The sequence below is a fragment of the Actinospineispora eucalypti genome, from assembly GCF_039543365.1.
Taxonomy (GTDB): domain Bacteria; phylum Actinomycetota; class Actinomycetes; order Mycobacteriales; family Pseudonocardiaceae; genus Pseudonocardia; species Pseudonocardia eucalypti.
On the sequence record NZ_BAABJP010000015.1, the window covers coordinates 565401 to 588907 of the forward strand.

The following is a 23507-nucleotide window of genomic DNA, read 5'->3' on the forward strand; positions in this document are numbered from 1 at the left end:
CCGACACGGGCGCAGCCTAGCCGGACGGTTTGACCGGCTCGTCAACGGGATCGAGGTGCGCATGTGATCAATGGGACCGACTGAGCGTCTCCGGCGCGCGCAGCCACACCGCAAAACCGAGCAGCAGGACGGCGCCGGCGGCGAGGAACGCGACCTCGTACCCGGACGACTCGACCAGCATCCCGGCCACCAGCGGGCCGATGATCCCGCCCAGGTCGGAGACCATCTGGAAGGCGGCGAGCACCGGCCCGCCGCGCCCCCGGGGACCGATCAGGTCGGCCACCGAGGCGACCATCGCCGGGGTGATCAGCCCGCTACCCAGCCCGCCGAGCAGGGACACCGCGACGAACACCGGCAGCGAGTCCACGAAGCCCAGCGCCCCAGTGGCCACCCCGGTGGCCAGCAGCCCGGTGAGCAGGGGCGGTTTGCGCCCCACCCGGTCGGCCCAGCGGCCGGCCAGCGGCATGGTCACCGCGTTGCCGCCGGCGAAGAAGGTCAGCGCGATGCCGGCCCAGCCCGGCGGCTGGCGCAGCGCCTCCACCACGAACAGCGGGATCAGCGAGATCCGCACGCCGAACACCGCCCACCCGTTGGCGAAGCTGGACACCAGGGCGGCGCGGTAGGCGGGGTGCCGCAGCGCCACCCGGACGCCGCTCGGTGCCTCGCCCTCACCGGGTTCCTCCGGCGCCCGTCCGGCCAGTTCCGACCGGTACAGCAGCAGGCCGCTGACCAGCACGGTCACCGTGAGCGAGGCGGCGTAGGCCAGGAACGGCGCGCGCAGGCTGATCGCCACCAGCCCGCTGCCGAACAGCGGGCCGGTGATGCTGCCCAGCAGGAAGCCGACCGACCACACCCCGGACGCCCGGGCCCGCCCGTCCGGCGGGGCCAGCCGCATCAGCAGGGACACCGCCGACACGGAGAACATGGTCGAACCGATGCCGCCCACCGCGCGGAACACCAGCAGCTGCCAGTAGCTCTGCGCGAACGCACAGGCCGCCGTGGACAGCGCCACCACGCCGAGCCCGAGCAGGAACACCGTGCGCTCGCCACAGCGGTTCACCAGCCGCCCGCTGACCGGCGCGAACGCCAGCCGGAACACGGCGAACGCACTGATCACCGCGCTGGCGGCGGTGACCCCGACGTCGAAGCTCCGGGCGAACGTGGGCAGCGCCGGCGCCACCAACCCGAAACCCACCGCGACCAGGAAGGCCGCCCCCACCAGCACCCATACCTCGCTGGGCAGGGGCGTCGGTCTTTCCCGCGTCACCCTAAGCCGGCGAAGAGGTCGTCTTCCCAGCCCTGCTCGTTGGCGCCGGCCGGACCGCGTTCCCCGCGCACCAACTGGAAGTGCTCGTAGCCGAACTCCGGCCGTTCCACGATGAACCTGAAGAACCCGCTGACCAGGTCCACCTGGCTGCGGTGCGCGCGCAGGGCGGCCACCTTGGTCTCCCGGTAGTCCCGCCCGTCCACCCGCGCGGTGATCACCTCGTCGGGCACGCCGGGCATGTCGTCGGAGATCGGGAAGTCGAACTCCTCGACCATCCGCAGCACCGCCTCGCGCGGGATCACCGACCAGTACGCCTTGCCCACCCGCCACGGTTCGCCCAGCTCGGGGGCGTAGTCGGGGTCGGCGGCCGGGTCCAGTGCGGCCATCGTCACCCGGTGCGCCTGGATGTGGTCGGGGTGGCCGTAGCCGCCGTGCTCGTCGTAGGTGACGACGACCTCGGGGCGTTCCTCGCGCAGCAGCCGCACCATCTCCCGGGTGGTCTCGGCCGGGTCCGCGCGGGCGAACGCCCTCGGGTCCTCGTTCTCCGGGGTGCCGACCATGCCGCTGTCCCACCAGCGGCCGGCGCCGCCGAGCCACTCGTGCCGGGCGATGCCGAGCAGCTCCACCGCGTCGGCTAGCTCGGTCTCCCGGTGAATGGCCAGCTTCTCCGGGGTGAGCGCGCCCAGCCGGTCCCGCTCCGGCTCGACGATCTCGCCCCGCTCGCCCCGGGTACAGGTCACCAGGCACACCCGCACGCCCTCGGCGGCGTAGCGGGCGATGGTGGCTCCGGTGGGAATCGCCTCGTCGTCCGGGTGGGCGTGCACCAACATCAGCCGCCGGGTTTGCGCCATGCCATCAGTCGACCACATACCCCTGACAACTTCCGCCGGTGCGCGGGTTATTTCCGACCGCCAAGGCATGTCCCGTGGATCTATGCCGACAACGCCGTGAGGCATTCGTCTGGGCGCCGCGCAGCCGGCTGGATGATCCGCGGGACATGCCTTAAGCTCGGCGGCCGGCTCGGCGGGAACGTGGGAGGAACCAGGTGGCGAGGCTGGCTCGGTTGATCACCACGGTGGTCGCCTGGTCGCTGCTCGCCGGCTTCGCCCTCACCCCGGCGAGCGAGCTGGTCGCCGACCCGGCCCGGTTCGCCCCGGAGGTCGCGTCCAGCAGTACGGACGGCGGGGGCGGCCCGCACGACTGCCACCTGCTGCCGCTGCACGGCACCCAGGCGCTCGCGGACCGGGGCACCCCGACCCGGCCGGTCGGGCACGACCCGGTCACCGGCCCGGCCGGCGCCCCGGTCGGTGCCGCGGCGCCGGTCACCACGTTGGCCCTGGCCGCGGGCCCGCTCGAGCGGGCGGACGCGCACTCGGCCCATGCACCCCAGGTTCTCCAGGTCTTTCGGCAGTGACCGGACCGGTCTGAGTTCCGGTTCTATTCGTTGCCAAAACCTTTTGGAGATCTCCCGTGCCCGAAACCACCTCTTTGCTGGACTGGATCATGGACCTGCTCCGTGACCCGGAAGCCCGAGCCGACTTCCAGGACGACCCGAACGGCTACGCCGCCGACCACGGCTTCGAGAACCTGACCGCCGCCGACGTGAACGACGCCCTCACCCTGATCGCGGACGACCACGCCCCCGGCCACGACCACAACGGCGGCGGCCACGCGGTGCACTACCCGCCGCCGCCTCGCGCCGACCACGGCGACGACAACGGCGCCGACTACCTGAACAACTACGTCACGAACAACTACACGACCGTCGAGGACCACAGCACCAACATCGACAACTCGGTGCACCAGGACATCGACACCGACGGTGGCGACTTCGACCAGGTGATCGACAACGACCCGGTGGTCGCCTCCGGGGACGGCGCGGTCGCGGCCGGCGGGGACATCCGGGACAGCGACATCACCACCGGCGACGGGAACGTGGTCGGCGACAACAACCAGGCGGTGACCGGCGACGACAACACCACGAGTTTCGGTTCCGGCGACGCCACCAGCTCCGACATCGGCCACGCCAACTTCGGCGACGGCGGCTCCATGTCCGTCGGCGGCGACTCGTCCGGCTACAACAGCGACAACGACACCAACACCTCGGTGCACAACTCCGGCGACGGCGACACCGCGGTGAACACCGCCGGCAGCGGCGGCTACGCCGACCAGGGCGTGGACCAGAGCAGCCAGGACAACAGCGAGTACTCCAACTACGAGGACAACTCGCGCACCGACAGCCACGACGACATCAACTCGAACAACCAGTACGAGCAGACCGACAGCCACAACGTCGACGTGAGCTAGCCGCTCCCCAAGGTGGGCCGGCCCGCCCTCCCCCACGGCGCCGGCCCACCACAGCACCGCACCGCACCCAAAGGCTCGCGTCTCGCGGCGGCAGTAAACCGGCGCTGGTGGCGCCTGCCGCCCCCACGCTGGGTCCGGCAAAGCTCGCACCGTAGGGGGTGTCGGGGGACTCGGTCCCCCGACGTAACCCGGAACGATCAGGTGAGCGCTCTGTGCGAACAGAGCACCCCAGAGTGGAGGTGCCGGGAATCGAACCCGGGTCCTCCGGCGCTTCACGAGGGCTTCTCCGTGTGCAGTCCGCTGTGTCTCTGCTTGGATCCACCGGTCCCGCGAACAAGCCGGTGTGACGATCCCAGTCGCTGTTTGATTTCCCGTCCGACCCCTGCGACCGGGTCGAGCGGTAAGTCCCCTAGCTGATGCCGGACACCGGGTCGGGAACAATCCCGGGCCGACAAGGCCTAGCTAAGAACTAACCGGCGAGGGTGACCTCGCCCTGGTTCGAAGCAACAAACGGCCTGGCGACAACATTGTTGGCGCTTAATTGGTTTGCGACGGGTGGTTAACGAGATCATCGTCGCCTTCCTCGACACGCTTCCCCTTGATCAACGTCCGAAGTCGAAACCGTTCACCCCCTGGTCATCGTTGGTTGCCCAACCTCTCCAGGGTAACGCCTCCGCGCTTGCGGATCATCCCGGTTCCCCGAACCGGGCCGTGACCTGGGTCAACTGCTCGGTGGCCAGCGACCGTCAGGCGGCGGCCAGGCGTTCGCGGAGGCGGCGGAGGCCGTCAGCGGTGTAGCGCTTGACCGCGCCGGAGCTGAGCTGCATCAGCTCGGCCGCCTCGGCCACGGAGAGTTCCCACTGCATCCGCATGACTACCGCTTCTCGCTCCCTCGGCGGGAGCTCGGCCAGGGCGGCGCGCAGCGCCAGCGCGTCGGCGACCTGGGCGGACACGTCCGGGCGGGGGCTGGGCAGCTCGGGTCGGTCGTCCGAGGGGTCCGGCAGGCTGGCCAGGTTCTGCCGCTCCGGGATGACCGAGCGCAGCTCCCGGTTCACCTCGTTGCACACGGCGGTGTGCAGGTAGGCCTCCAGGTTGCTGATCTCGGGGCGGTCACCCTTGTGCCGGCGCACGATCTTCTCGAAGGCCCGCTGCACCACGTCCTCGGCGCGGCCCCGGTCCCCGACCTTGCCGGTGGCGTACCGCACCAGGATCGGCGCGCGGTCCCGGTAGGCGTCGGACAGCCGCCGCTCGAACTCCTCGGCCAGCGCCTTGGACACCCGCCGGATGCCGGCGCGTCCGGCGGCGGGCAGGCCGAGCACGGTGCCCTCGCCCAGCTCCGCGAGCTGCCGCAGCAGTGCGCCGACCTGACCGAAATCTTCCTTTAGATCGACTTCGCTCATGGTTAGGACCCCTCCCCTGATGTCATTATGGCTGCCGGGTCGGCGGATGGGGGACCGCTCGAGATGACAGGCGCGCAACGGGACGATCTCGTCGTCGCGGGTGCGGTGCTGCGGGTGCTGGCGGACGGGCGCGAAGCGGTCGGCGGCGCATTCCTGGTGGGTACCGACCTGGTGGCCACCTGCGCCCACGTGGTGGCCGACGCGCTGGGCGGCGATCCGTACTCGCCGGCGGCACCGACGGCGCCGGTCCACCTGGACTTCCCGCTGATCAGGGACGAGGAAGGCGCGCCGGTAAGGACCACCGCACAGGTGGCGGGCTGGACCCCGATCGCCGAGGACGGCTCGGGTGACCTCGCCCTGCTGCGGCTTCGCCGGGGTGACGCCCCGGAAGCGGCCCGCATGCCCCCGCTGCGCCGGATCGAACAGCTGTGGGGGCAGGGCTTCTGGGTGCTGGGCTTCCCGGACGGCGGGACCCACGGGGTGTGGTCCACCGGCCTGATCCGGGGTGAGCAGGGCACCCGCTGGTTCCAGCTGCAGAGCACACCGGGCGAACGGCGCATCGAAGGCGGCTTCTCCGGCGCGCCGGTGTGGCACGTGGAGTCCGGCGCGGTGGTCGGCATGACGGTGGCCGCCGACCGGGGCGACACCACCACCGCCTACCTGATCCCGATCGATCAGGTGCTCGGGCAGGACCCGGAGCTGCTGCCCTGCCCCTACCGGGGGCTGCGCCCGTTCGGCGAGGAGCACGCGCACGCCTTCCACGGCCGGGACGCGGAGATCGAGCGGCTGGTCGACGCGGTCGCCCGGCAACCCGTCGTCGCGGTGGCCGGGCCGTCCGGGGTGGGCAAGTCGTCGCTGGTCCGGGCCGGGCTGCTGCCCCGGCTGCGGGCCGGTGGAGCCGAGATCGTGGACCTGCGGCCGGGCGATCCCGAACCCCGTGCGAACGGCAACCAGGTACTGCTGCTGGACCAGTTCGAGGAGCTGGCCGGCGCCGACCCGGCCGGCGCGCGTCGGCTGCTGGAGCGGGTCGTCGCGCAAGGCACCCGTGCCGTGCTGACCATGCGCTGGGCCGCGCTGGACGAGCTGCTCACCCCGCGGCTGGCGCGGACCCTGGAGGCGGGCACCGTACTCGTCGCCCCGTTGGACCGGGCGCGGCTGCGCGAGGCGATCGTGCGGCCGGCGGAAGGGGCGCCCGGGCTGGCCTTCGAACCCGGGCTGGTGGAGCGCATCCTGGACGACGCGGGAACCGAGCCGGGCCAGCTGCCGCTGGTGGAGTCGCTGCTCGCGGACCTGTGGGAACGCCGCGAGGGCGGCTACCTGACGCTGCGCGGCTACGCCGACGCCGGTGGGGTGGCCGGGGCGCTGCGCCAGCACGCGGAGCGGGTGCTCGAGTCGATCGAGACCCACCCCGACCCCCTCCGGAGGCTGTTCACCTCGCTGGCCCGGCCGGACGCCACCGGACGGTTCACCCGTCGCCCGGTGTCACTGGCCGAGCTGCCCGCCGAGCAGCGCGCGCTGGTCGGGCCGCTGGTGGCCGGGCGGCTGCTGGTGGCCGACGGGGACGTGGTCGAGCTGGCCCACCAGGCGCTGATCGACCACTGGCCCCGGCTGCGCGACTGGCTGACCGACGACCGGGAGTTCCTCTCCTGGCGGGCCCGGGTGCAGGAGCAGCGCAAGCAGTGGGAGGCCACCGCGCGCGACGACGGCGCGCTGCCGCGCGGCACCGCGTTGGCCGCCGCCATCGAGTGGACCGCGAGCCGGGGCGACGAGGTTTCCGAGGTGGACCGGGACTTCGTCCGCCGGGGCCGCGCCCGGCAGCGCCGCGAGGTGCGGCGGTGGCGCGCGGTCACCGCCGGCCTGGCCGTGCTGGCGCTGCTCGCGGCGACGCTGTCGGTGTACGCGGTGAACCGCCGCCAGGTGCTGGCCGGCCAGCTGGCCACCGCCAACGCGGAGACCCTGGGCCTCCAGTCGCAGGCGCGCGCGGCGACCGACCCGGCGCTGGCCGCCCAGCTGGCGCTCGCCGCCTGGCGTTCCGACCCGGACAACGCCCAGGCCCGCACCGCCCTGGCCCGCTCCTACCTGGCGTTCGGGTCGGTGGACCTGGAGCTGGCCGGCCTGACCGCCAACCCGGTGAACGCGCTGCTGGCCGCCGGGGACACCGCCGTCCTGCAGACCACGCCGCACCCGGTGCTGGTCACCGGCCTAGCCGGGCCAACCCCTCGACACTCCGAGCTGCCCGACGTCCCGGGCGACCAGGCCGTCACGCTCAGCCCGGACGGCCGGCTGCTCGCCTACCCGGGGCCGGGCGGCGTCGGCCTGCGGGTGCGCGAGCTGACCGGGAACGCCGGACCCAGGACCATCGCCGGCGGGTCGCGCGTGCTGCAGCCGCTGTTCACGCCGGCCGGGGACCGCCTGCAGGCCGTCGTGCAGACCGGGGCGGGCGGGTTCGAGGTGCGCACCTGGGACGTGCGCACCGGCGCCGAGCTGCCCGGGCGGCTCGGCCAGCTGCCCCCGGAGGCCACGGCGGCGTGGCCGACCGCCGACCCGGACCGGGCGCTGGTGCGGTACGGGTCGCAGGACCGCCAGGGCTCCCGGCTGGTGCTCCGCTCGCTGACCGACGGCTCCGAGGTGGCCACCCTGCCGGACGGGGCGCTGGTGGCCGGTTCGGGCGCGTTCGCGGTGTCCTGCGCCGACTACCAGACCCTGGCGATCACCCCGCTGGGCGGCACCGGCACGCCCCGGACCCAACCCGCCGAGTCGGGCTGCGGCGCGTGGCGGCTGCGCTCCGGCGACGGCGGGTGGCTGGTGGACGACGTCTCGGCGGGCCTTCCCGGGGCGGACTACACGACGCTGCGGCTGACCAACATCGCCACCGGCGAGGCCCGGGACGTGCTCGCGCCCCGATCGGTCAACCCGGGCCAGCCCTCCAGTACACCGGTCTTCCGGCCCAGCTCAGATCTGGCGGTGGTCTCCTCGGGTGGCCGCACGTCGGTGCTGTTGGCCCAGGGCGGCGCGTTGCTGCGGCTGCGCACGACGGCCGCGCCGGACCGGGCCGAACCGCCCCGGCGGGAGGCGGTCAGCCTTTCCGACTCGCTGGTGCTGGCCATGTACCACAACGGGGTCGCGGTGGTGGACCGGGAAACCGGGCGGCGACTCGGGCAGATCGACGGACTGGACGCCAACTTCTACGACCCCGAGATCGACGGTGACTCCATCTGGACCGTCGACCCCAAGGACCACAGCTGGGTGATGACCCGCTACCAGCTGCCCGACCTGCGCCGGATCACCTCGGTGGAGGTCCCGGACCGGCACCCGGACGGCACCTCCCCACGCGAGCCGACCACCAGCCCGCTGCACAAACGCATCCAGGTCTCGCCGGTGCCGGACAGCAACCGGCTACTGGTCGCCAACGGCGGCTGGTTGTACACGTTCGACCGGACCACCGGTGCGCCGGTGGGCAATCCGATCCAACTGGCCACCGACCCCAAGGCGATCCGGTTCGCCAGCCTGTTCACCAGCGCGATGTCCCGGCCGAAGCACCCCGACCAGGTGGCCATCCTGACCAACGACATGTCCATCCAGCTGTGGGACCTGAACACCGCGAAGATCATCGGCACCGTGCCGGCCCGGTGCGGCTGCGTGGCCCTGTTCGACCCTTCCGGCGACCAGATAGTGGTGCAGACCGACACCCGAACCCTGGAGGTGTGGAACCTGTCGCCCATCGGGCTGGCCCGGCCGGCCCTCCCGGCGCCCGACCAGAGCATCTACGGCGTCGACGACGACGGTCACCTGCTCACCTGGTCCTATTCCGACCGCCGGATGTCCTTCCTGGACCTGGCCACCGGCCGCGAGGCGGGGTCGATGATGCTGGCCGGGTTGCCCAGCACGAGCAGCACCGAGGACGGGCGTCAGATCCGGCTGTCCGTCCAGGGTCTGACCGGCAGCGTCTCCACTCAGCCCGGCCAGCTGTCGGTCACCGCGCCGGCCTGGCGCGACCGGCTCTGCGCGGTCGCGGACCGGCCGTTCACCGAGGCCGAGCGGGCCCTGCTGCCGGATGGAACCGACATCGACCGGCCGTGCTCATGACCGCCGTGGCGAACCGGGACGCGGCCGCCGTCGCCGGTGCGGCGGCGCGGGTGTGGCTCGGCACCCGGGAGGTGGTCGGCGGCGCGTTCCTGGTCGGCCCGGACCGGGTGGCCACCTGCGCGCGGGTGGTCGCGGATGCGCTGGGCACCGACCCGGCCTCCCCCGCGCCACCAACCGGCGCGGTGTGGCTGGACTTCCCGCTGGTCAGGAACGGGTCGGGGGCCCGGCTGAGCGCGCGCGTCGAACGATGGACACCACCGCGCGCGGACGGCACCGGCGACGGCGCGCTGCTGCGGCTCACCGCGCCCGCGCCCGCCGGGGTCCGGATGCCGCCGCTGCGCCGGGCGGACTCACTGGTCCGGCGGGGTTTCTCGGTGCTCGGCTTCCCCGCCGGCCTCATCGACGGGGTGTGGTCGACCGGCGAGTTCCAGCCGGTCGGAGGCAACGGCCGGCTGGGGCTGCTGCGCAGCGCGCCCGGGGAACAGCCGGTCTCCGCGCGGTTCGCCGGCACGCCGGTGTGGGACACGGCGGCCGGCGCGGTGATCGGCATGACCGTGCCCGGCCCGCCGGGGCACCCGGCCCGGCTGATGCCGATCGCGGAGGTGCTCGGGTTCGATCCGGAGTCGCTGCCCTCGCCGTACCGGGGACTGCGGGCGTTCGACGAGGCTCAGGCCGGGCGGTTCTTCGGCCGGGACGCCGACATCGAGCGGCTGGTCGCGGCCAGCCGGCGGCTGCCGGTGGTCGCGGTGGCCGGGCCGTCCGGCGCGGGCAAGTCCTCCCTGCTGCGCGCCGGGCTGGTGCCCCGGCTGCGCGCCGAGGGCACCCGGATCATCGAGCTGCGGGCGCTGCCCGGGGTGCGGCCGGACGAGGTACTGGCCTTCGCCTCGGGCGCCGGTCCGACGCTGCTGGTCGTCGACCAGTTCGAGGAACTGGCCTCGGTAGACCCTCGGGCCGCCCGCGCGCTGCTGGACCGGATCGTCCGGCTCACCGGGAACGGCCGGGTGCGGGCCGCGCTGACCCTGCGCTGGGCCGCGCTGGACGAGCTGCTCACCCCCGAGCTGGCCGGCACGCTGGAGGCGGGCACGCTGCTGCTCGCCCCGCTGGACCGTGACCAGCTGCGCCAGGCCATCGTCCGGCCGGCGGACCAACCACCCGGGCTGGGCTTCGAGGAAGGCCTGGTGGAACGGCTGCTGGACGACGCGGGCACCGAGCCGGGACAGCTGCCCCTGGTCGCCGCGCTGCTCGCGGACCTGTGGGAGCGCCGCGAGGGCGGCTACCTGACGCTGGACGCCTACCGGGCCGCCGGAGGGGTGGCCGGCGCGGTGGCCCAGCACGCGGAACGGGTGATCGCCCGGCTGCCCGAACCGGCGCGCGCCGAGGTGCGCCGGCTGTGCACCGCGCTGGCCCGCCCGGACCAGCTGCTGCACGGCGACCGGTTCGCCCGCCGTGCGGTGCCGCTCAACCAGCTGCCGCCGGCCCAGAACGAGCTGGTTCCGGGCCTGGCCAGGGACCGGCTGCTGGTCGTCGGTGGACCGCCCGGCGGCGAGCTGGTCGAGCTGGCGCACCAGGCGCTGATCGACCACTGGCCCCGGCTGCGCGACTGGCTGGCCGAGGACCGCGACTTCCTGTCCTGGCGGGAGCAGCTCGGCGCGAACCGGCAACGCTGGGAGGCGGCGAGCAAGGAGCACGGCGCGCTGCTGCGCGGCACCGCGCTGGCCACCGCCACCGAGTGGCTGTCCGCCCGCCGGGCCGACCTGACGCCGGCGGACCTGGACTACGTGCGCCGGAGCACCGCGCGGCAGCGCCGGGAGGTACGCCGGTGGCGAGTGGTGGCGGCCGCGCTGGCCGTGCTGTCCCTGGGCGCCGCCGTGCTCGGCACGGTCACCGTGTACAACTCCAACCAGATCGCCACCCGGCTGGCCGCCGCGAACGCGGACAGCATCGGCCGGGCCGCGCTGGCCCGGTTGCCGGACGACCCCGTGGCCGGCACCCAGCTGGCGTTGGCCGCCTACCGGTCCGACCCGAGGAACCCGCGGGCCCGCACCGCGCTGGCGCGGGCCTACCTGGCGATGCGCTCCGTGGATGCGGTGCTGCCGAACCTCACCTCGGCGCCGATCGACTCCGCGCCGGTCCGGGGGGACATCGCGCTGGTGCAGGCCGGCACCGACCTGGGCGTCCTCTCCGGGGTGAACGGCACCGCGCCCCGCTACCGGCAGGTCACGAACCTGCCGAAGAGCAAGCTGGCGGTCAGCCCGGACGGCCGGGAGCTGGTCGGGGTCGCCCCGGACGGGGCCATACTGGCGTACGAGCTGACGAACCCGGAGGCACCGGCCCGGCCGTTGCCCGGACCCGGGGTGGGGCCGCCGGACACCGTGTTCGGCCTGCGCTACTCGCCGGACGGCCAGCGGCTGGCCGCACTGGTGCGCGACGCACCCGGGCAGCTGCGCCTGGTGATCAAGGACATGCGCACCGGAGAGCTGGTGGCACACGGGCTCGGCCCGTTGGCCGAGGCGGACCGGCCCGACGTACAGCTCACCCTGGACCCCAAGGTGGCCGGCGTGCGGACCCGCCCCACCCCCGACCGGCCGGCCGACCGCCAGACGCTGCGCTCCCTCGTCGACGGATCCGACCTCGGCGAGCAGCCGAAGCTGGCCGTCGTCTCCGGCTCCCGGCTGCTCACCTGCGACCCGGACAGCTCGGGTCCGAACGCGACGAACATCTTCGCCACCAGCGTGATCGGCTCGCCGGACCCGCCCCGGCGGATCGGGCTGCGCGGCGGCAGCTGCTACTCGGTCGTGCTGTCCTCGGACCAGGGCTGGCTGATCAGCACCCGGAACACGCTGGACGGCGACCACGGCAGCGTGATCACGCTGACCAACCTGCAGACCGGCGAGGTCCGCGAGACCACGCTGCCCCACCTGCGGCCGACCAGCTTGGGCCTCACCTCGACGGCGGCCTTCGCCGACCTCAGGGTGCCCGGCGTGGTCACCGTGGACGGGCGCCCTTCGCTGCTGCTCGGGGTCGGCACCTCGGTGCTGCGGCTGAGTACCGAGCCGTCGGTCGGCGCGGACCAGCTGGGCCAGGGCGACTACCTGGACACCACGGCGAACCTCCGGGTGAACCGCTCCGGCTCGGACCTCACCGTGCGGGACAGGGCCACCGGTCGCGAGCTCGGCGCGGTGCACGACCTGCCGCCGCGTACCACGGTGGCCGGGTTCGACGGCGCACGCGTGTGGACGGTCACCGGGCAGCAGGACCGCACCGTCGAGGCCACCGCCTACGCCCTGCCCGAGCTGCGCCCGGTCAGCCGTTTCCGGCTGCCGGCCAGGTCACCGGACCTGCCGCCCCCGTCCGCGCCGTCCCGGGGTTTCGTGCTGGACGTGCAGTCCGAGGCGGACGGCGGACGGCTGTTGGCGCTGAACGACGGCGTGCTGACCGCGTGGGACCCGGCGACCGGCAAGCCGGACGGCGCACCGGTACCGCTGGAACCCGCCGGCCCGACCAACGCCCCGGCCGGGATCACGCCCCAGATCTGGGCGCGCCCCGGTCACCCCGGGCAGGTCGCGGTGCTCACCCGCGACATGTCGGTGCAGGTGTGGAACGTGCCCGAGGGCCGCAAGCTGGCCACCCTACCGGCCGAGATCAACCCCGAGCTGGCCCGCAAGGGGGCGGACGTGGCCGTCTTCGACCGATCCGGTGACCGGTTGGCGGTGCTCACCAAGGACCGGGCGGTGCGACTGTGGAACGTGGACGACACGGTGCCGGCCGGGCCGCCGATCCCGGCCCCGAACGCCGGCGAGCTGGCCGGGTTCGACCCGGACGGCTACCTGGTGGTGTTCGGCAACGAGCTCGGGATGTACAACTCGGTCACCTTCCTGGACCTGGACACCGGCGGTGAGGCCGGCTCCATCGACCCGCCGATGAAGCCGGGGCGGATGACCGGCGAGGGCCGGACCCTGGTGCTCGAGCTGGGCCTGGACGAGCAGCGGCTGGAGGTGCCGCTGTCCGCGTCAGCATGGCGGGACAAGCTTTGCGCGGTCGCGGATCGCCCCTTCACCCCGGCCGAGACAAAGGTGCTGCCGCCCGGCGCGGACACTGACCCTCCGTGCCAATGAGCACTAGATGACCCGCGTGCGCCGAACTGGGCGCACGCTCGGCAAGCGCGTGCCGCGCTAGGCTTTGGCCGGTAAGGCGGGCAGGGCGGGTGAATGGAACGCTTGCGGGGCGACGACCCGGTGCGGCTGGGGCCGTTCCGGCTGCTGGGCCGGCTCGGCTCGGGCGGCATGGGACAGGTGTTCCTGGGCCGCACCTCCCGGGGCGCGCTCGCGGCGGTGAAGGTGATCCACCCGGGTTACGCCGCCGACCCGCACTTCCGCGAGCGGTTCGACCGGGAGATCGAGACCGCCCGCTCGGCCAACGGGCCGTGGGTGGCCTCGGTGATCGACGCGGACGCCTCGGCGGGCCAGCCCTGGCTGGCCACCGAGTTCATCGCCGGCCCCACGCTGTACCAGGCGGTACGCAGCAACGGCCCGCTGCCCACCCGCGCCGTGCAGGTGCTGGCCGGCCGGCTGTCCGAGGCGCTGGCCGCGCTGCACGCCAAGGGCCTGGCCCACCGTGACCTGAAGCCGTCCAACGTGGTGCTGGCCGAGGACGGCCCCTACCTGATCGACTTCGGCATCGCCCAGGCCGGCGACGCCACCCCGATGACCCACACCGGCACGGTGCTCGGCCCACCCGGCTACATGTCCCCGGAGCAGGCGCAGGGCGAACCGGCCCGCGAGCCGTCGGACATCTTCTCCTTCGCCGGGGTGCTCACCTTCGCCACCACCGGACGCGGGCCGTTCGGGGACATGAGCGGCCCGGTCGCCATGCTGATGAAGATCAGCAACGACGAGCCCGAGCTGGGCCGGGTGCCGGAATGGCTGCGCCCGGTACTGATCCCCTGCCTGGCCAAGGACCCGTGGTCGCGGCCCAGCGCGGCCCAGCTGGTCTCCCGGTGCGCGCCCTCGCTGGGCGCGCTGGCCGCCTGGCCACCGCCGGCGGTCACCGAGGCGACCGCCTCCGGCGAGCTCACCACGGTCATCAACCCCCCGTCGCCGGCCTCGGCCCGGCGGTCCCGCCGGCTGGGCTACGCACTGGTCGGCTGCGTGGCGGCCGCGCTGCTGCTGATCGGCGCGGTGGTCATGTTCCGGTCCGGCTCGCCGCCGTACTTCAGCACGCTGGACGACCTGCGCGCGGAGATCAGCTCGCAGCTGCTCAGCGACCGCTCCTACCAGATGACCACCACCTCCGAGTGGTCCGCGATCGGCGCCGAGCCGCTCAAGGTCACCACCGAGGGCTCGGTCCGGCTGGACGGCGCCGGCCCGTCCGCGCAGCTGACCAGCCGCACCGTCGAACCGCACACCTCGCCGTCCAGCACCCCCGCGTCCCCGCCGCCGGGGGGTCCGGGATCCGCCGGCACGGCGGCGCTGGACACCACCCCGACGCCGGCGCCGATCGTCATGATCATCACACCGCAGCAGGCCTGGGTGTCCGCGTCCGGCTGGCCGAACCCGGCGCGCATTCCGCCGGGGAAGAACTGGATCGCGGTGCCGCCCGACTCCGCGGACCCGGTGATCGCCGCCTACTCGCGGGAGATCCGCAGCCAGCGCGAACTGGCCAACCCGGCGGCCCGGTTCAGCGAGTACGGCGACGCGGTGAGCCTCGCCGGCTCCGCCGAGGACATCCTGGAAGGCGTGCCGACCCGCCGCTATACCATCCGCCTGGACCTGGCGATGGCCGTACAGCGGGAGTCCTCGCCGCTGGTCCGCCGATACCTCTGGGAGGCCGTGCAGGGTGGCGAACAGGTCCGGGATGTGCTGCTCTGGTTGGACGGACGGGGGCGCCCGGTGCGGGTGCGATCGGAGTTGCGCATGAACGGGGACAGCATCACGGTCACCGACACCCGGTACCGGGGTTGGGGCCAGGCGATGCAGATCAACCCCCCGCCGGCCGACCAGGTTCTGGTGGACCCGCCGAAATGACCATCCGGGCTCGAACCCTGTGGATCGGCATGGCCACCACGTCGCTGGTCGCCGTGCTGATCGCGGCCGGGTTCATCGTGTGGCTGAACCAAGGCCCGCGCCGGTACACCACGATGGCCGAGCTGAACTCCGCGATCAACACCGCCGCCGGGTCGGTGACCTCCTACCGGTCCGTCTACACCTCCGACTGGCAGGGTGACGTGCCGAGCCACAGCCGGTCGGAGATGGTCACCCAGCGGGACGGCTCCGGGGTGCGCTACCAGCTGACCGCGTCCTTCTCGAGCGAGGGTTCGCCGCGCCGCGAACCGACCGTGGTGCTGGTCACGCCGGAGGGGGCCTGGGTGTCCGCGTCGGTGCTCTCCGACTCCGAGCGGGCGAGCCTGCCGGCGGGCAAGTCGTGGATCGTGGTCGATCCGGCCTCGTCGCTCCCGCTGGTGAAGTCGTACGCGGAGACCGCGACCCGAGTGCGCACGCGGCCGGTCTTCGAGTCCCCGTTCAACGATGCCTACCAGATCCTGGAGGCCGCGAAGGACCAGCTGGACGGCGTCCGCACCTACCGCTACTCGCTGCGCCGGGACCTGGCCAGGGCGGCCGAGCTGGAGGACAACCCGACGCTCAAGCGGTTCCTGGAGGAGTCCGTGCGGGACGGGGAGAAGACCACCGACTCCCGGCTGTGGATGGATGCCGAGGACCGCCCGTTGCGCACCTCGGCGGACCTGAAGACGCCCGGCAGCCGGGGCGTCAGCGAGACCCGCTACAGCGACTGGGGGGCCGATTTCCACATCGCCTCGCCGCCGGCGGACCAGGTGTGGGGCGGCTGAACGGTGGCCATGGAAGAACTGCGCGAGGACGACCCGACCGGGGTCGGCCGGTTCCAGCTGCTCGGCCGGTTGGGCACCGGCGGCATGGGGCAGGTGTACCTTGGCCGGTCACCGGAGGGGTGGCTGGCGGCGGTCAAGGTGATCCAGCCGGAGTTCGCCGCCGACGAGGGCTTCCGCCGACGGTTCGACCGCGAGGTGCACACCCTGTGGGCGGCCCGGGCGCCCGGGGTGGCCGCGCTGATCGACGCCGACCCGGCCGCCGACCAGCCCTGGCTGGCCACCGAGTTCATCGACGGGCCGACGCTGCGCCAGGCGGTGCGCTCCGCCGGCCCGTTGCCCCCGGCCAGCGTGGACTTCCTGGCCGCCCGGCTGGCCGGCACGCTGGCCACGCTGCACGCGGCCGGGCTGGTGCACCGGGATGTGAAACCGGGCAACGTGGTGTTGGCCGCCGACGGCCCGCGCCTGATCGACTTCGGCAACGCGCAACCGGCCGACACCGGCGCGGTCGCCCCCACCGGCACGATCATCGGCACCCCCGGCTACATGTCGCCCGAGCAGGCCGACGGCCGGGCCACGCACGCACCGTCGGACGTGTTCTCGTTCGCCGGCGTTGTGGTGTACGCCAGCAGCGGGCACGGCCCGTTCGGCGGCGCCACCGGCAGCACCGGCGACGCCGACCACTCGGCCACCCTGGAGCGGGTCCGCACCGCCGAGCCCGACCTGTCCGGCGTGCCGGTCCCGCTGTGCGAGCTGCTCCGTCGCTGCCTGGCCAAGGACCCCGGCGAGCGTCCCACCGCCGCCACCCTGGCCGGCCACTTCACCACCCTGATTCAGTCGCCCCAGCAGGCCGGTTCGGTCATTCCGGCACCCCCGGCCCAGCGCGGCACACCGCCCGACGAGACCCCGCTCGGCACCGCACCCGCTCCGGCCCGCCAGCTCTCCGCCGCACCCACCCTCGCGGCCCCCTCCCTCGCCGAGCCCACCCCCACGGCACCTTCCCCACCCGGAACCGCTCCCGCGGAGCCGGCCGAAGCCACCCCCGCCACCCCGACCCCAGCCGAACCCGCCCCACCCAACGCCACCCCCGCCCAGCCAGCCGAACCCGCCCTGTCGACGGCCACCCCCGCCGAGCCAGCCGGACCCGGCCGGCCCGAGGCCACCCCCGCCGAGCCAGCCCTGCCCCAAGCCACCCCCGCCAGGCCTTCTGCGGGCGAGCCCGGCCGGCCCGAGGCCGGCCCGACCTCAACCGGACCTGCCGGGTCGGGCCGCTCAAAGACGCCGGCGAAGCCGCCCGCATCGGTCACCGCCGACGAGAAGCCGATCCCGGCCTGGGCCGAGATGGACCCCCCGAAGGCGCGCGGCGTGCTCATCGTCGCGCCCGAGCCCAAGCGATCGAACGACCTGTGGGTACTGATCGGTCTCACGCTGACACTGTTGCTGATCCTGTTGTTCCTCTGGCTCTAGTGTCCGGAGCCCAGCGTCAATAGTTCGGCACCAGCCGCGCCCGGGCACTTCAGAGACGGGCCCAACACAAGATCAGCAGGGCATGGCGGCAATCTCCGGCGTCCGAGGCGACCCTGGTGTCCTGATGACCATGTCAGCCGGTGATCATCAGGCTGATCATGAACGCAACGGCACGAAACAGCACGAGGTCAGCCGAGCAGGCGGGCCGGGGTGTCGTGCAGCACCGCGCGCAAGAAGTCCCGGCCGAGCCGTGCATCGGCGGCGGCCCAGCCGTGGATGGCGCGCAACTGCTCGCTGTACTGGTAGGGAATCGAGGGGAAGTCGGTGCCCAGCACCACCCGGTCGGCCAGGCCGGCCAGCCGGTCGGTCCAGTCGGGCGGCAGCGGGTTGCGCCCCTCGGTGTACGCGACGCCCACCATGGTGGTGTCGATGTAAACCCGCCCGTACCGGCCGACCAGGTCCAACGCCTCGCCGTAGTCGGGCATCCCGGCGTGCGCCAGCACCGCCGTCAGCCGGGGATGCGCGGCCAGCACCTCGCCGAACAGGTCGAGCCCGGTGAAGGCGCCGCTTCGCGGCCCGTGCCCGCAGTGCACCACCGCCGGCACGCCGGCCTCGGCGATCAGCCCCCAGGCCTGGTCCAGCTCGGGGTCGCGCGGGTCGAACCCGCCGACCTGGACGTGCACCTTGACGCAGCGCGCCCCGTCGGCGAGGGCCTTGCCCAGGTAGTCGGCGACCCCGGGCTCGGGGTACATGGTGGCGGTGGGCACCGCGTCCGGGGTGCGCGCGGCGAACTCGGCGACCCAGCCGTTCAGCCAGGCCGCCATGTCCGGCTTGTGCGGGTAGACCAGCGGCGCGAACCGGGAAACCCCCAGCTCCCGCAGGGTCTCCACCCGGGTCGGCTCATCGGTGCGGTAGGTGATCGGCCACGGCCGGCCGTAGTGCTCCGCGCCCCGGTCGAAGTACGCCCACACCTTGCGCTGCACCGACTCGGGCAGGAAGTGGACGTGCAGGTCCACCAGCCCGTCCAGGCCCAGCCCGGCCCACCAACGCGGCACGTCCGCGTCATCGACGGGCGGCTCCGGGAGGGCCGCCGCCTCGGTCAAGCGATGCCCTTGGCCCGCCGGCCCATGACCCGGCTGATCTCCCGCTGGGCGTCCCGTTTGGCCATGTCCTGGCGCTTGTCGTGGGACTTCTTACCGCGCGCGAGAGCCAGTTCGACCTTCACCTTGCCGTCGGAGAAGTACAGCTGGAGGGGGACGAGGGTCAGCCCGCCCTCCTTGGTCTTGCCGATCAGCCGCTGGATCTCCGAACGGTGCAGCAGCAGCTTGCGGGTGCGCCGGGACTCGTGGTTGGTCCAGCTGCCCTGCACGTACTCCGGGATGTACAGGTTGCGCAGCCACACCTCGCCGTCGTCCACCGTGGCGAACGCGTCCACCAGCGAGGCGCGCCCCAACCGCAGGCTCTTCACCTCCGTGCCGACCAGCGCGATCCCCGCCTCGTAAGTGTCGAGGATGGCGTAGTCGTGCCGCGCCTTCCGGTTGCTGGCGATGACTTTGACGCCCTGCTCCTTGCCCACCTACTCAGTTTACGGCCCCCCGCACACGGGTTCTCACGGTCGCGATCGCGAATGGCTGGGCGGGATTCGGGGCGACTCCGGCGCTGGTGGGGCAGGGTGGTGGGGGTGTGGGGCGTGCGGGTGGGTGCCGTGGCTGCGGTCGGGCTGTTCGGTGCCTCGGCACTGGTTGGCGGGGCACTGAGTGACGCGGAGCCCTCGCCGGTCGAAGCCAAAGCGGCACTGCTGATCAAGCCGGGCGACGGCGAACCGGGCGAACCCGAGGCCGAACCCGAGGAGGACGGCACCGCCACCGCGCCCGGCATCATCGTCCCGAGCACCCGCCGGAGCACCGGCACGCGCACCAGCACGACCCGCCGGACCACGGCGACCACCTCGGGCGGACTGCTCGGCTGCACCAAGCTCCTGCCCGACCTGGCCAGCGTGAAGCGGGCCCTGACCAGCGCATCCCCCGGCGAGGTGCTCTGCATCCGGGCGATCAGGCGCTGAGCCGGCGCGGAACGCGCTCACCGAGCGGGCGCCCAGTTTGGCGCACGCTGGAGCCCAGCGCGGAACGCGCTCACCGAGTGGGCGCCCAGTTTGGCGCCCGCTGGAGACACAGTGCGATCGCGAACGATCCGCGCCGATCGGGGTCGCGCCGGCGGCCGGGGTGCAAGACTTCGAGCATGCGACTTGCCGAACGCAACGGGCTCGCGCCGCGCGCGGTCATCGCCGGGGCGGCGCTGGCCGGCGTGCTGCTGCTCGCCGCCGCGGTCACCGCGCTCACCCCGTCCGGCGACGCCGCCTCCCGCGCCGCCGCCGTCCTGGACGCCAAGCAGGCGAAGGGCGGCGGCAAGCACCACCAGAACGCGGACTGCGACGAGAAGATCAGCGACCTGGACAAGGCCGAGGACGTACTGAACAACCTGGACGACATCATCGCCAAGGGAGACACCCAGAAGGTCTACTGCGTCCAGATCAACGACAAGGAGTTCGGCAGCCTGGAGGAGGCCGGCCTCGACCCGGACGACTTCCCACTGGACGGCATCCGGATCAGCGGCAAGGGCGTGGACGGCCTGAAGATCGGCGGGATCGACCTGGACAAGCTGATCGACCGGGCCAAGGACGGCAAGCACTCCGACCACTCGGACAAGGACTCGGAGAAAGACGACGAGGACGACGACTCGGGAAACTAGGACGTGTTTCGAAGTGCTGACTCTTTGACATCGTCTCCTCCAACCTAACCGGCGCGCCGGCTCTGAGCCCGCCTCTCGGAGTGAGCCGGACGGGGGCTGCCGATCGGGGGCCAGCTGGCCGGGGATCTTTGCTCGGGAGGGACGCCGCTGGCGTTAGGTGGACAGTTGGAACCGGCTCTTCCGTGGAGTGGGCGTCGGCCGGAGGTGCCGGCGGGGGTTTAAAGATCGGCTTGGACGGGCGCGGTTCGGTTGGTGTGTCGGGTTGGGTGCCACCCGTTGCGTTTCTCGGGCGGTCCTCGCTCTGTGTAACCGGTAGGCGTCGGTTTCCTGGGTCCTGTTTTCGCCGAGCGGTAGTCCAGTCGCCTTTGATCTTGCTGTTCGGGCGACTGTGCTGCCGCTCGGCGCGACGCGGCCCTCGACCCGCCCGATCGCCCGCGCGCTGTGGCTACGGACGGTGACAAGTGGTGCGGACCGACCCGTGCCCAAACGTTTGGCCGGCAGCCGTCGTTGACCCGCCGGCTTGCCTGGGGGTTCGAGGTCGCTTAGCGCTGCGCGGGAGCTCTGCCACAGACGTGGCCGGCCCGACCACCATGTCATGCTGATCGGTGACGAACGGGAACGCGTCAGATCGTCAAGTCACTGGTACTGGCTCTAGAGCCGCACGTAGAGCCGCAGCGTCACGTAGCCGGTGACGGACGCGATGCCGATGCCCAGCAGGAACAGCAGCGGCGAGATGGCCAGGATGTCCGAGTACTGGATCAGCGGGATCACCCCGTTGCCCAGGCCCTTGGTGATCGCGTCGTCCAGGAACAGCGCCTTGCCCACCATCAGGCTGCCCACCGCCAGCGCGGTACCCACTATCCCGGTGAACGCCGCCTCCAGCAGGAACGGCAGCTGGGTGTACCACCGGGTGGCGCCGACCAGGCGCATCACGCCCACCTCAGTCCGCCGGTTGTAAGCGGACAGCTGCACCATGTTGGAGATCAGCAGCGCGGCCGCGATCACCTCGATGATCGCCAGCGTGAAAACCACGTCGCGCACCGTGCGCAGGAAGCTGAACAGCCGCTCCACCACGTCCCGCTGGTCCAGCACGGCCTTCACGCCGGCCTTGCCGTCCAGCAGCTTGCGCAGCTCGGCGGTCTGCGTGGGGTCGTGCAGCTTCACCCGCAGGGAGGCCGGCAGGCTCTTCGGCCGGGCCAGCGCGGCCAGCGTCTGGCCCTCGAACAGGCGCTGGAACCGGGCGTACGCCTGCTGCTGGTTCTCGAAGTTGACCGCCGCCACCAGCGGCGAGTCGGTCAGCTCGCGCTTCAGCCCGGCGCACACCGGCTGGCTGCAGTCGGCGTCCGAAGCGGCCGCGTCGGTGAGCGAGACGACGACCTCCAGCCGGTCGCCGTAGATGTCCTCCATCGCGTCGATGGTGTGCACCGCGAGCAACCCGGTACCGAGCAACCCCAGCGAGACGGCGGTGGTGAGCACCATCGCGATGGTCATCGTGACGTTGCGCCGCAGCCCCGTGAGGACCTCACGGACCAGGAAGTTGAACCGCACTAGCGCCCCACCCCGTAAACCCCTCGGGTCTCGTCCCGGACCACCCGGCCCAGTTCCAGCTCCACCACCCGGCGACGCATCGAGTCCACGATGGAGTGGTCGTGCGTGGCCATCAGCACCGTGGTTCCGGTGCGGTTGATCCGCTCGAGCAACAGCATGATGTCCTGGCTGGTGTCCGGGTCCAGGTTCCCGGTCGGCTCGTCGGCCAGCAGCACCAGCGGCCGGTTCACGAACGCCCGGGCCACCGCGACCCGCTGCTGCTCGCCGCCGGACAGCTCGTTCGGCATCCGGTTGGCCTTGCCGTCCAGGCCGACCAGCTCGAGCACCTCGGGCACCACGTTCTGGATGGTGCGCGCCGGCTTGCCGATCACCTCGAGCGCGAAGGCCACGTTCTCCGCCACCGACTTGTTCTGCAGCAGCCGGAAGTCCTGGAACACGCAGCCCACCCGCTGGCGCAGCCGGGGGACCTTGCGGCGGGGCAGCTTGGCCACGTTCCAGTCGGAGACGAACACGTCGCCCTTGGTCGGGGTGTCCTCGCGCAGCAGCAGCCGCAGGAACGTCGACTTGCCGGAACCGGAGGGGCCGATGAGGAAGACGAACTCCCCCTTGGTGACCTCAACCGAGACATCCTCCAGCGCCGGCCGAGTGGACGTCTTGTACGACTTGGAGACGTTTTCCAGCCGAATCACGGATGGCAGGCTACCCGGGCCCGGCCGGCGTCAGTTGCTCGCCTGCTGGGTTTGCCGGCGCCAGCGGATGCCGGCCTCCAGGAAGTTGTCGATCTCGCCGTCCAGCACGGCGGCCGGGTTGCCCACCTCGTAGTCGGTGCGCAGGTCCTTCACCATCTGGTACGGGTGCAGCACGTAGGAGCGCATCTGGTTGCCCCAGCTGGAGCCGGTGTCCTTGAGCGCGTCCATCTTGGCCTGCTCCTCCTGCCGTTGCCGCTCGAGCAGCTTGGCCTGCAGCACGGCCATGGCGCTGGCCTTGTTCTGCAGCTGGGAGCGCTCGTTCTGGCAGGAAACCACGATGCCGGTGGGCAGGTGGGTGAGGCGGACGGCGGAGTCGGTGGTGTTCACGCCCTGCCCGCCGGGACCGGACGAGCGGTAGACGTCCACCCTCAGGTCCTTCTCGTCGATCTCCACGTGGTCGGTGGACTCCACCACCGGCACCACCTCGACCCCGGCGAACGAGGTCTGCCGGCGGCCCTGGTTGTCGAACGGCGAGATGCGCACCAGCCGGTGGGTGCCCTGCTCCACGGACAGCGTGCCGTAGGCGAACGGGGCGTGCACCGCGAAGGTCGCCGACTTGATGCCGGCCTCTTCCGCGTAGGAGGTGTCGTACACGTCGACGGAGTACTCGTGCCGCTCCGCCCAGCGCAGGTACATCCGCATGAGCATCTCGGCGAAGTCGGCGGCGTCCACCCCACCGGCCTCGGAGCGGATGGTGACCAGCGCGTCCCGGGGGTCGTACTCGCCGGACAGCAACGTGCGCACCTCGAGCGCCTCGATGTCCTTGCGCAGCCGGTTGCGTTCGGTGTCCGCGTCCTCGAGGGCCTGCTGGCCCTCGGCGCCCTCGGTCTCCTCGGCCAGCTCGTAGAGCACCGGCAGATCGTCCAGCCGGCGGCGGATGTCGGTGATCTGGCGCAGCTGGGCCTGCGCGCGGGACAGCCGGCTGGTCACCTGTTGGGCCCGTTCCTGGTCGTTCCACAGGTCCGGGTCGCCGGCCTGCGCGGAGAGCTCGTCCACCTCGGCCCGCAGCTTGTCGACGTCCAGCACGGCCTCGATGCTGTCGAGGGTGCTGTCCAGGGCCTTCAGTTCGGCGGCGACTTCGAGGTTCACAACGA

General features: G+C 72.6%; 17 protein-coding genes and 1 other RNA gene. 9 read left to right on the forward strand and 9 right to left on the reverse strand.

The features are described from left to right. Positions 1–67: 67 nt before the first annotated feature. The gene (locus tag ABEB12_RS18755) at positions 68–1225 is read right to left on the reverse strand and encodes an MFS transporter (RefSeq protein ID WP_345702924.1); all 1158 of its coding nucleotides are present in this window, start codon (positions 1223–1225) and stop codon (positions 68–70) included. Between the two features lie 38 nt (positions 1226–1263). Further along, a complete protein-coding gene (gene mshB, locus ABEB12_RS18760) occupies positions 1264–2097 on the reverse strand; it encodes an N-acetyl-1-D-myo-inositol-2-amino-2-deoxy-alpha-D-glucopyranoside deacetylase (RefSeq protein WP_185061131.1) in 834 nt (277 codons plus the stop codon). A gap of 215 nt (positions 2098–2312) precedes the next feature. On the opposite strand from mshB, the gene ABEB12_RS18765 reads away from it, so the two are divergent. Beyond that, positions 2313–2681, forward strand: a complete 369-nt coding sequence (locus ABEB12_RS18765) for a hypothetical protein (RefSeq protein ID WP_185059133.1) — start codon at positions 2313–2315, stop codon at positions 2679–2681. Between the two features lie 56 nt (positions 2682–2737). Beyond that, the gene (locus ABEB12_RS18770; RefSeq protein ID WP_185059132.1) at positions 2738–3574 is read left to right on the forward strand and encodes an IniB N-terminal domain-containing protein; all 837 of its coding nucleotides are present in this window, start codon (positions 2738–2740) and stop codon (positions 3572–3574) included. 231 nt (positions 3575–3805) lie between these two features. Here the strand turns inward: ABEB12_RS18770 and ssrA are convergent. Then, positions 3806–4207, reverse strand: a transfer-messenger RNA (tmRNA) gene (gene ssrA / locus ABEB12_RS18775). 113 nt (positions 4208–4320) lie between these two features. Continuing rightward, positions 4321–4974 (reverse strand): sigma-70 family RNA polymerase sigma factor, encoded by a 654-nt coding sequence (locus tag ABEB12_RS18780; protein ID WP_185059131.1) that lies wholly within the window; start codon positions 4972–4974, stop codon positions 4321–4323. Positions 4975–5037: 63 nt separating this feature from the next. Here ABEB12_RS18780 and ABEB12_RS18785 point away from each other — a divergent pair, with 63 nt between their 5' ends. From ABEB12_RS18785 to ABEB12_RS18805, 5 genes are all read left to right on the forward strand, one after another. After that, on the forward strand, positions 5038–9060 hold the full coding sequence (locus ABEB12_RS18785; RefSeq protein ID WP_185059130.1) for an nSTAND1 domain-containing NTPase: 4023 nt from the start codon (positions 5038–5040) through the stop codon (positions 9058–9060). Further along, positions 9057–13175 (forward strand): ATP-binding protein, encoded by a 4119-nt coding sequence (locus ABEB12_RS18790; protein WP_345702941.1) that lies wholly within the window; start codon positions 9057–9059, stop codon positions 13173–13175. The genes ABEB12_RS18785 and ABEB12_RS18790 overlap by 4 nt, the downstream gene beginning before the upstream one ends. Before the next feature lie 93 nt (positions 13176–13268). Further along, positions 13269–15083 carry a protein kinase domain-containing protein gene (locus tag ABEB12_RS18795; protein ID WP_185059128.1) on the forward strand — a complete coding sequence of 605 codons (1815 nt, stop codon included), beginning with the start codon at positions 13269–13271 and terminating at the stop codon, positions 15081–15083. Further along, a complete protein-coding gene (locus ABEB12_RS18800) occupies positions 15080–15904 on the forward strand; it encodes a hypothetical protein (protein ID WP_185059127.1) in 825 nt (274 codons plus the stop codon). The genes ABEB12_RS18795 and ABEB12_RS18800 overlap by 4 nt, the downstream gene beginning before the upstream one ends. A 9-nt stretch (positions 15905–15913) precedes the next feature. Beyond that, positions 15914–17368, forward strand: a complete 1455-nt coding sequence (locus ABEB12_RS18805) for a serine/threonine-protein kinase (protein ID WP_345702942.1) — start codon at positions 15914–15916, stop codon at positions 17366–17368. A 188-nt stretch (positions 17369–17556) separates the two neighbouring features. Here the strand turns inward: ABEB12_RS18805 and ABEB12_RS18810 are convergent, their stop codons facing one another. Next, on the reverse strand, positions 17557–18471 hold the full coding sequence (locus ABEB12_RS18810; RefSeq protein ID WP_185059125.1) for an amidohydrolase family protein: 915 nt from the start codon (positions 18469–18471) through the stop codon (positions 17557–17559). Beyond that, a complete protein-coding gene (gene smpB / locus ABEB12_RS18815) occupies positions 18468–18944 on the reverse strand; it encodes an SsrA-binding protein SmpB (protein ID WP_185059124.1) in 477 nt (158 codons plus the stop codon). The genes ABEB12_RS18810 and smpB overlap by 4 nt, the downstream gene beginning before the upstream one ends. Positions 18945–19073: 129 nt before the next feature. On the opposite strand from smpB, the gene ABEB12_RS18820 reads away from it, so the two are divergent. Then, positions 19074–19430 carry a hypothetical protein gene (locus ABEB12_RS18820; protein WP_185059123.1) on the forward strand — a complete coding sequence of 119 codons (357 nt, stop codon included), beginning with the start codon at positions 19074–19076 and terminating at the stop codon, positions 19428–19430. Between the two features lie 176 nt (positions 19431–19606). Beyond that, positions 19607–20116 carry a hypothetical protein gene (locus ABEB12_RS18825; protein ID WP_185059122.1) on the forward strand — a complete coding sequence of 170 codons (510 nt, stop codon included), beginning with the start codon at positions 19607–19609 and terminating at the stop codon, positions 20114–20116. A gap of 651 nt (positions 20117–20767) precedes the next feature. Here the strand turns inward: ABEB12_RS18825 and ftsX are convergent. The 3 genes from ftsX to prfB are packed head-to-tail and all read right to left on the reverse strand — an operon-like array spanning position 20768 to position 23502. Then, the gene (ftsX, locus tag ABEB12_RS18830; protein ID WP_185059121.1) at positions 20768–21664 is read right to left on the reverse strand and encodes a permease-like cell division protein FtsX; all 897 of its coding nucleotides are present in this window, start codon (positions 21662–21664) and stop codon (positions 20768–20770) included. Then, entirely contained in the window at positions 21664–22353 is a 690-nt protein-coding gene (ftsE, locus tag ABEB12_RS18835) for a cell division ATP-binding protein FtsE (RefSeq protein WP_185059120.1), read from the reverse strand. The genes ftsX and ftsE overlap by 1 nt, the downstream gene beginning before the upstream one ends. Before the next feature lie 30 nt (positions 22354–22383). Next, the gene (gene prfB / locus ABEB12_RS18840) at positions 22384–23502 is read right to left on the reverse strand and encodes a peptide chain release factor 2 (protein ID WP_185059119.1); all 1119 of its coding nucleotides are present in this window, start codon (positions 23500–23502) and stop codon (positions 22384–22386) included. Between the last annotated feature and the right edge of the window lie 5 nt (positions 23503–23507).